The 7,860-nt window shown below is 65.5% G+C and carries 10 protein-coding genes and 3 pseudogenes; 7 read left to right on the forward strand and 6 right to left on the reverse strand.

Going from position 1 to position 7,860, the window contains the following annotated elements:
* Window positions 1–409: 409 nt before the first annotated feature.
* Entirely contained in the window at window positions 410–892 is a 483-nt protein-coding gene (locus AMK22_RS39330) for a hypothetical protein (protein ID WP_143203658.1), read from the reverse strand.
* Between the two features lie 169 nt (window positions 893–1,061).
* Between AMK22_RS39330 and AMK22_RS37975 the strand changes: the two genes are divergently transcribed.
* Both AMK22_RS37975 and AMK22_RS42185 read left to right on the forward strand, forming a co-directional pair.
* The gene (locus AMK22_RS37975) at window positions 1,062–1,493 is read left to right on the forward strand and encodes a tyrosine-type recombinase/integrase (protein WP_338014213.1); all 432 of its coding nucleotides are present in this window, start codon (window positions 1,062–1,064) and stop codon (window positions 1,491–1,493) included.
* Window positions 1,494–1,662: 169 nt separating this feature from the next.
* Window positions 1,663–1,743 (forward strand): annotated as a pseudogene (locus tag AMK22_RS42185) (VOC family protein); the annotation flags it as partial.
* 72 nt (window positions 1,744–1,815) lie between these two features.
* On the opposite strand, the gene tnpA reads toward AMK22_RS42185, so the two are convergent.
* Window positions 1,816–2,232 carry an IS200/IS605 family transposase gene (gene tnpA / locus AMK22_RS36600; protein WP_073792019.1) on the reverse strand — a complete coding sequence of 139 codons (417 nt, stop codon included), beginning with the start codon at window positions 2,230–2,232 and terminating at the stop codon, window positions 1,816–1,818.
* A 26-nt stretch (window positions 2,233–2,258) separates the two neighbouring features.
* On the opposite strand from tnpA, the pseudogene AMK22_RS36605 reads away from it, so the two are divergent.
* Window positions 2,259–2,459: pseudogene (locus AMK22_RS36605) on the forward strand (helix-turn-helix domain-containing protein); the annotation flags it as partial.
* 16 nt (window positions 2,460–2,475) lie between these two features.
* Window positions 2,476–3,114: an ATP-grasp domain-containing protein gene (locus AMK22_RS36610; protein WP_199883428.1), complete on the forward strand. Its 639-nt coding sequence runs from the start codon at window positions 2,476–2,478 to the stop codon at window positions 3,112–3,114.
* 18 nt (window positions 3,115–3,132) lie between these two features.
* On the opposite strand, the gene AMK22_RS36615 is transcribed toward AMK22_RS36610, so the two are convergent.
* Both AMK22_RS36615 and AMK22_RS42565 read right to left on the reverse strand, forming a co-directional pair.
* A complete protein-coding gene (locus tag AMK22_RS36615) occupies window positions 3,133–3,684 on the reverse strand; it encodes a recombinase family protein (protein ID WP_443333345.1) in 552 nt (183 codons plus the stop codon).
* Between the two features lie 3 nt (window positions 3,685–3,687).
* Window positions 3,688–3,792: pseudogene (locus tag AMK22_RS42565) on the reverse strand (zinc finger domain-containing protein); the annotation flags it as partial.
* 658 nt (window positions 3,793–4,450) lie between these two features.
* Between AMK22_RS42565 and AMK22_RS36620 the strand changes: the two are divergent.
* The 3 genes from AMK22_RS36620 to AMK22_RS36630 all read left to right on the forward strand — a co-directional run bounded on the left by AMK22_RS36620 (window position 4,451) and on the right by AMK22_RS36630 (window position 5,991).
* Entirely contained in the window at window positions 4,451–4,828 is a 378-nt protein-coding gene (locus tag AMK22_RS36620; RefSeq protein ID WP_073792023.1) for an RNHCP domain-containing protein, read from the forward strand.
* 23 nt (window positions 4,829–4,851) lie between these two features.
* Complete coding sequence (locus tag AMK22_RS36625; protein WP_073792025.1) at window positions 4,852–5,283, forward strand: RNHCP domain-containing protein; 432 nt, start codon at window positions 4,852–4,854, stop codon at window positions 5,281–5,283.
* A 210-nt stretch (window positions 5,284–5,493) separates the two neighbouring features.
* Window positions 5,494–5,991, forward strand: coding sequence for an FBP domain-containing protein (locus AMK22_RS36630; RefSeq protein WP_242434318.1), 498 nt, complete (start codon window positions 5,494–5,496; stop codon window positions 5,989–5,991).
* A 137-nt stretch (window positions 5,992–6,128) separates the two neighbouring features.
* Here the strand turns inward: AMK22_RS36630 and AMK22_RS36635 are convergent, their stop codons facing one another.
* Together AMK22_RS36635 and AMK22_RS36640 are read right to left on the reverse strand one after the other, a co-directional pair.
* Complete coding sequence (locus AMK22_RS36635) at window positions 6,129–7,112, reverse strand: phosphotransferase family protein (RefSeq protein ID WP_073792028.1); 984 nt, start codon at window positions 7,110–7,112, stop codon at window positions 6,129–6,131.
* A 127-nt stretch (window positions 7,113–7,239) separates the two neighbouring features.
* The gene (locus tag AMK22_RS36640; RefSeq protein ID WP_158072135.1) at window positions 7,240–7,764 is read right to left on the reverse strand and encodes a Tn3 family transposase; all 525 of its coding nucleotides are present in this window, start codon (window positions 7,762–7,764) and stop codon (window positions 7,240–7,242) included.
* Between the last annotated feature and the right edge of the window lie 96 nt (window positions 7,765–7,860).

Raw genomic sequence — 7,860 nt, forward strand, 5'->3', positions numbered from 1 at the left:
GCCAAATGAGATGACGTCTTAGGGGTGTTCCGACACAGAGATTTCCGTCTGCTCTGGTTAGGCAAGACCGCCAACGGAGTCGGTAGCGGGATTACCGCAGTCGCGTTTCCGCTGATCGCAGTGGTGGTTCTGCATGTCGATGCCTCTGGTATCTACCGCGCGGCCCTCGACACGGTGCGCGCAGAGGCCCACGCCGCGCACGTTCAGTGGCGACGCGGTGTCCAGCGAGAGGCATACGCCATATCGCCACGAAAAACAATACGTATCCGAGGAGAGAGGCCAGGAGTATTGCCGGAAACGCCGCCTTCTTGATGCGCGCCTTGCAGCCGTCTGTTTTCATGCGCGGCAGTCTGTCCTGCACGCCAGGTGGTGCCGCCCCTCCAGGTGGTGGGGCGGCCGACCTCCCGGTCTACTTGTGGATCGTGGCACAAGCCTTAGTCCCAGGGAACTTGCTGAACCAGCCGCAGACCGTACTGCCATCCTTTGCGGTGAGCCCCCATTGTGTGCCCACCCTCTTGGTTTCAGTGCGAGCGGCCGTCACATTTCCACTCGTATATCCACCCGACCCGTCCGAGAATTCGATCCGTCCGCGATCCGTCCACGAGGTGTTATTCGATCTCTTCTCGACATATACGCTATTGACTTTGAGGCCGGTACCGTTGACAATTATGCAGACCTCTCCGGAGCCGTCTGTCATGCCAGCGTTCCCCGTGCACTTTGTTGCGCTCATCGGATTTACGTCAGCCGCCTGGGCGTTGCCCGCAAGGGAAAAGCCGGTCATCACGGCGGCCGCCATCACCACAGCATATTTTCGCACAACTCCACCTTCGCGACTTGGCAATGAAATAACCATGATCATGGAAGCAAAAAAAAGAGAATCATGACCACTCATTTCAAGTCACACGTTTGGCTGAAATTGGCATATCGTTGATCTGGTTGTTGTGTGAAATAATGTTGATTGCCGTAGCCGAAAAGGTAGTGCTCTACTGATGGTTGGCCGGTGAGCAAAGACCGCGGCGGGATGAGCCAACCGCCTGTGGTGGTGTTCAGAGTGAACGAAGATGAGACCGACCGCGTTCCTCGGCCGCACCGGAAAGGCGCTGCGCTATAACGACTGGCGGAAGGCCCACTTCGACAAGGCCGTGGAAGCCGCTGGCCTGACTGACGTCACACCGCGTGATCTCCGGGCGACGCACGCCACGTGGGTAGCAGATCGGCACGACGTCATGGCAGCGGCCAAGCGGCTCGGCCACTCCAACGCGAGCGCGACGACGCTCCACCACGCTCGGGTGTGGTGGACGGCCGTGATGCTGATGTGGCCGGGACGATGCACTCGGAGTACCAGGCTGCCGCCGGTGCCGACGCAGCTCCGAGTGGCACGCCAGACGCTTCGGCTCCTGATCAGGCATGTAGCCGGCACGACGACGATGACAACGGTGAGGCTGGGGCGCCCGCACCCGCCTGACCTGCGGCTTGGCGGACCGACCACTTGAGCAATCGGAAGTCTTGAAAACTTCTGGGGGAGACAGTCGAGGAGTCGTCCGCCTACATCGAGGCCGGGTACGCCTTCGCGCTGGGGCAGGCTGTCCATGACCGGCGGGCCGAACCAGGGCCTGTTGCGAAAGTGGATCGTCTGTCAGACCTGCCTGGGATGCTCCGAGCATGGAGATGACAGTGCATCTGACGATCGACTGCTCCGATCCGCAGAAAATGGTGGCTTTCTGGGCCGAGGCCCTGGGCTACCGGAACTAATCGCAGTGCATCGGGCTTCAGCCCGGTGGTGAAGCGATTCTGAGAAGTGCTCTAACTCGCAGGTCACAGTGGGCGGTTCTGCTGCTCGATGTACTCACGGACGATGGACAAGGGAGCCCCGCCCACCGACCCGGCGAAGTAGGAACCGGACCACAGACGCTGAGCCCGCCAGTAGTGCCGGACCAGTTCCGGGTACTCCTGGCGGAGCCGGCGTGAGCTGACGCCCTTGAGCGAGTTGACCAGCTTGGACAGGGCCACTTTCGGGGGGAAGTTCACCAGCAGATGCACGTGGTTGTCCTCGCCGTTGAACTCCACCAGTTCGCATTCGAAGTCCTCACACACGGCCCGCATGACCTCCTCCATACGCGTCAGGTGCACGTCCTCGAAGACCCTGTGCCGGTACTTCGTCACAAAAACCAAATGTGCGTGGAGGGCAAAAGCACAGTGACGACCAGTACGAATGTTCTGATACTCAGCCATAGGCCAACTGTATTACGGTGTTCGGTATGCAGCTTCGGTACACCTTCCGCGTGTACCCGAACGGTCCTCAGCGTGTGGCGCTGGCCCGGGCGTTCGGGTGCGCCCGCGTTGTGTTCAACGACGCGTTGCGCACCCGCAAGGACGCCCGCGAGCAGGGCCTGCCGTTTCCGAAGGCCGGGGAGTTGTCCAGGCAGGTCATCACCGAGGCGAAGAAGACCGGGGCCCGAGATCAGCGTCGAGTGCGTGGTGCTCGGCCCGGGACGCGTCCACGTAGCGGCGATCACCCGCAAGGCGCTTTCGGCCGAACCCTGCTTCGAGGAAGTCGGCCACGTCGTCGACGCGAACGACGAGCTGCTGGACAATGACGCTGTGCGGTTCGTCGCCACCGACGCACTGAACGCCGTCGGCATCACCCACGGCGTCATGCACGTCGAGATGCGCCTGACCAAGGACCGTGGGCCACGAATCATCGAGATCAACGCGAGACTCGGTGGAGATCTCATCCCCCACCTCGTGTACCTGGCCACGGGCGTCAGCCTGCCGCAGGCAGCCGCAGCCCTCGCCATTGGCGCTGAACCGGACCTTGAACTTACACGCCGACAGGCCGCTGCAGTCCGGTTCATCTACCCAGCGCACGCAGGGCGGATCGAAGCGCTGCACAGTGCTTCTCCGGGTGGCTCCTGGTTGGAGAGGTTCGTCTGGACGCACAGGCCCGGTGACTACGTGTCGCCCCCGCCCAACGGCAGCCTGCTCGACCGCCTCGCACACTTCGTCGTCACCGGCCCGGACGCTTCCACCTGTCGGGCACGCCTTCGGCTCGTCGAAGACCGCACGGTCGCCCAGCTCTCGCCGACCCCCCGGATCACCACCTGCGTCCGCTGATTCGCGACGTCCACACCTTCAACCAGAGACAGATACCCATCCTGGTCGACCAGCGCGACCACGTCGAACGCCACCGCCCACCGCCCCAAGGATGTATTCGCACTCGGACTCTGCCATGCCGACGAAGAACGCGAAGAGGGCGGCACCGTGCCCGGAGGGGTCGTAGACCCCTTGGAGGGGGCCGGTGAGGAGTTCGAGCTGGATGTCGTGGTGGCGTAGATCCTCGGCGATGACCAAGAGCTCGGCGGCGCCGCGTCCCAGACGCTTCATCTCGTGCACGGTGAAGATCACCCGCTGGTGCGGGACCGCCTTCTTGATGGTGCGGGCGAAGCCCATCGCCTTGACGAACTCGAACCGGGTCTTGACCCGGGTACTGATCTTCTCGGAGAAGACCGGATCACACCCGGCCTCCGCCAGGGCGTCGAGCTGGCTCTGGAGTTCCTGCTGGGCGGTGCTGCACCGGGCGTATCCCACCCTTGTGGGCTTTGTTGTGGCCTGGGGCGCCGTGGCGTCGATCGCCGGGCCCCTCGCCCATGCGCGGCCGGGGCCGCGATCGGCGGGGGTCTTCACCTCCAGTTCGGCGCGGAGCTGGGGGGCGAGCATGAAGCGGGGAGTGTGGTACTTCGGGGCGACCTTGCCGCCGCGGGTGCGGCAGGCGCTTCCGGCGGGCACCTCACAGGTGGGACAGTCGAACTATTCTACTGCGGCGGCCGGATCTGCAAGCTCTGGCATGTCGCAGAACCTATCGCGAGAGACATTGTGCGGAAGCTGTTTTGCGAGAGGTTATGAGAACGAAGATCAGGGGCAAAGCGGACAGATTCGGTGAGGGGCTCCGGCCTCTCAGAACTACTCATTTCTGCGAGCACGAAGCGTGACGGCCCCCGCTTTTTGGCAGTCGTTATCCATGCGGCGGGCTGGTGCGGGAGCTGGCGTCCCCGGGTAGCCCGGGGCGTCGGATCGTGACACCCCGCGACGCGTCTTCGCTGCTCACGGCCGTGGGGCAAGGGACCGATAATCGTTGGCACCCGCCCGGGACCTGTTGTTACTCTTGCGGAGTTCCGTCGGTCTGCCCTGGGCTTCCTGTGCCCTGGAAAAGAGTTTGATGTTCCGGCCCGCGCCGAGTGCGCCTCGCTGCACCGCCTAGCCGTCCGTTGTTTCTGAAACCGTCCCCTCGCGGACGGTGACCGGACGTAGATATTCCGGTGCGCTGACCCAGCCCGCCCCCCTTACATCCCGCACGTATGCCGCGGATGTCCAGGAGTGGGCAACTTCGTCGTCGAGGCCGCTCGGCCTGCTCTTGCTGTCATTACAGACCTTCCAGCAAGGAGCACCCCGGGTGTCCAGCAACAAGGCTCTCCCCAGCACCCCACACACCGTCCTGGCCGGCACCTTCGCCTGCGTGCGGTGCGGCCTCACCGTGTCCGCCGTCGCCGGTGACGGCACGCGACGCAACCACTGCCCGTCCTGCCTGCACTCCCAGCACGTTCTCGACCAGGTCGAGGCCGCCCCGAGTGACTGCCAGGGCCGGATGACGCCGATCGCCATCGCCGTGCTGCGCACCGGCGACTGGATGGTCATCCACCGTTGCGTGCGCTGCGACGAGCTGACCTCCAACCCCGTCTGCGCCGACGACAACCAGCTCATCCTCATGCGCATGGCCGTGCGACCCCTGGCACAACTGCCCTTCCCACTCGAAGCCTTCGGCGACCTGTGAACCCGGAAGGAGAAGACCCAACCATGCCGAGACGAGTGAGCAACCCCCGCCGCCGCGCACAGGCCGCACGCCGGCCGCAGCGGCACAAGGACGTCCTCCACAGCCAGCAAGGACACCGGGCACACGACTTCCGGTGCGTGGGCTGCCGACTGGACGTGTCCCTGGACGCGCCCGGCACCACGCACCGCAATCACTGCCCGAACTGCCTGGCCAGCCTGCACGTCGACCGCCGGATCCCCGGCGACCGGGCCGCAGACTGCCACGGCCGGATGGAAGCACTGAGCATGTCGGTACGGCCCGACGGCGAATGGATGATCATCCACCAGTGCCTGTCCTGCGGTGAACTCAGCGCCAACCGGATCGCCGGTGACGACAACGTACTGGTCCTGGTGCGCCTGGCGCTCAAACCACTGCGGGACACCGGCATCGCCCACCGCACGCTGCTCGCCCTGTGACCCAGATACCTCGCGGCACCGTGGCGCCGGACGCCCGTCAACGAAGGCGGCCCGGACGGGCCGCCCTCCTCAGCCCGTCCTCACCGGCGGAGCACGGTCAGCCCGCGCGCCGCCGGTGAGGCACCCGATTCCTTCAAACCTGTATCGACACACGTTGCACCCGGGTGCAACGCGCTAGGAGAACCCATGCGCCCCATGACCAGGGACGAAGTGCGCGCCTCGATCGTGAACCTGGACCCGGCCGAGAAGAGGGTCCGGCTGCCGGCTACTTTCGACGACACCCCTTGGCACCGGATCGACTACCTCGGCTGGCGGGACATGCGCGCCCCCCAACGCGCCTACGTCGTCACCGAGGCCGACGACCAGCCGCTGGGCGTGCTGCTGCGGCAAGCACCGAACGACGCGTCACACGCCTCACGCGCGATGATGTGCGACCTGTGCCGCTTCGCCCGCCGGTTCCACGAGGTCTCACTGTTCACCGCCCGCCTCTCCTCACGTGACAAGCGCGAACGTCTCAACACCATCGGTCTTCTGCTGTGCACGGATCTCGACTGCGCGGTGAAGATGCATTCCAAACCGATCCGCCAGCCCTTCGATCCCCCGGTCGAAGAGATCATCGCTGCGCGCCGTGAAAGCATGCGTGCGCGCACGATCTCCTTCATCCGGTCGGTGTCCGACGCCGGGCGAACCACGCGACGCAAGAAGTGACGTGATCGAGAAGGTCTCCGCAGACGGGTCCCACGGGGCGGCGGGCCGCCGGGTACGCCGCGGCGCCGCGCCGTCGCTGTCGTTCGATGCTCCGTGAGGACGTGGAAGGTTGAAGCGCGCCGGTCGTCACCGGCGCTCTACCCGAAGCGTTCGAACACGGCCTGGAGGTAGTCCTCCAGCCTGGCGGTCAGTGTGTCCGCGGTGAGTTCTGTGCGGCCCAGCGCGGCCAGGGGGACGGCGAGCCGGTCGACGTTGGGCGCGTACACCAGCGCGGCGAGCATTCGCCAGTACAGGTGCGCGGTCCGGTCCTCGGTCAGCCGTCCGCCGGCCGCGAGGTAGAGGTCCGCGAACCGCATTCCTGCCGGAACGCCGTGCAGCACGGCCAAGGCGGTGGAGCAGTGCGCCACGTCCAGGTCGGCCGGTCCCCACGAGGTTTCCACCCAGTCGACGACGCCGCTGATTCGCGGATCGTCATCGGGGCCGGTGAACAGGACGTTTCCCGGGTGGAAGTCCCGGTGGAGAAAGCGTCCCTGGTATGCGGGAGGCGGTTCGCGGATGACGTCCACGGCCCGCTGCCACAGCTCTGTGCGGCTGCTGTCCTTCGGCAGTGGGACGTCCTCGGGCTTGATCCATGCTTCGTAGGTCTGTGGCCGGGCCCCTGGGGGCAGCCGCACGTCGTGGATGCGACGCAGCGCGTTGGCGAGAAGTTCCATGCGCCGGTCGGCCCCCGCGTCCTGGATGCGGGGCTCGCCCGGAAGTACCGACATCAGCAGGCAGGGCCGGCCGGAGTGGTCGCCGGTCGCGTCCACCGCCACCAGCGACGCGGTGGGAACGTCAGCGTCCTCCAGCATGCGCAACACATCCGCCTCACGCTTCAGCAGGCTCTGCGCCTGCTGGGCGAACCTGGGCTCGATGAAGCTCCGCAACACCAGTGCACGCTGGCCGGCAGGGCCGTCGACGGTGAGCCGGAGCATCTCGGAGGTCGCACCTCCGTGAAGCCTGACTACCTCCGAGACGTACTCACCGCCGGTCAGTGCCTGTTCTACCCAGGCGGCGTTGGCGGACCGTTCCCATTCCTGGAGTCCGGTGTCAGCGTGCTCGGTGTTGTGGGCCGTACTCATCCGCACAGGCTACCCGCCGGCGCCCCGGTCGCTTCGTCGCCCCGCCCTTCGACTCCCGGGAGGACGACGTCATCGACTCCATCCCAGACCAGGGCCGCCCTGGGCGTGGCGCTGTCCCTGCACGAGGTCAGGCGGCCTGGCCGAGGCCGGCGGCGGTGAGGCCCTGCTCGCGCAGCGGGGTGAAGTCGACGTCGAGTTTCGGGTCGTACGCGTCGGGCTGGATGCCGAGCTCGTGCGTGGAGTACTCGCCGAACCGGTTGATGTGCTCGGTCAGGTACGGCGAGATGTGGGCCAGGTCCTCCGGGTCGATCTCCCACCCTTCGTTCAGCATCTGCCGCACGATCTCCGCGATGTCCAGGGCGTTGTGGAAGATCACCGCGTTCGTGAGCAGAGCGTTGAACTTCATCGCCTTCTCCTGCTCGATCGGGTCGTTGTCGGCGATGACGCCGCGGTTGCCGAAGCCGATCCACTGCGAGAACCGGTTGAACGACTCCACCTTGTTCGTCGCCGCGGTCACCCGCCGGCGAAGTGGTGCATCCGAGAGGTAGCGCAGCTGCACGGTGCGGATCACGCGGCCGACCTCGCGGAAGGCGGCATAGGTGGCGTTCTTCCGCGACCCCGACCGCAGGCGCTTGACACGACAGGCCACCACTCCCACAGGATCACGCACCTTATGCCTGAACAGCGAAAGCGTCGCCCTCAGGTTCGGTACGACAACAGCCACTAAGGGCAATACCGGTGACTTTGA

Source organism: Streptomyces sp. CB01580 (assembly GCF_001905795.1).
Classification (GTDB): Bacteria; Actinomycetota; Actinomycetes; order Streptomycetales; family Streptomycetaceae; genus Streptomyces.

What these genes read in the sequence shown, in the direction of transcription:
- AMK22_RS39330 (WP_143203658.1), bottom strand. Translation starts at nt 892, where the DNA reads ATGAGTGGTCATGATTCTCTTTTTTTTGCTTCCATGATCATGGTTATT.
- AMK22_RS37975 (WP_338014213.1), top strand. Translation starts at nt 1,062, where the DNA reads ATGAGACCGACCGCGTTCCTCGGCCGCACCGGAAAGGCGCTGCGCTAT.
- tnpA (WP_073792019.1), bottom strand. Translation starts at nt 2,232, where the DNA reads ATGGCTGAGTATCAGAACATTCGTACTGGTCGTCACTGTGCTTTTGCC.
- AMK22_RS36625 (WP_073792025.1), top strand. Translation starts at nt 4,852, where the DNA reads ATGCCGAGACGAGTGAGCAACCCCCGCCGCCGCGCACAGGCCGCACGC.
- AMK22_RS36635 (WP_073792028.1), bottom strand. Translation starts at nt 7,112, where the DNA reads ATGAGTACGGCCCACAACACCGAGCACGCTGACACCGGACTCCAGGAA.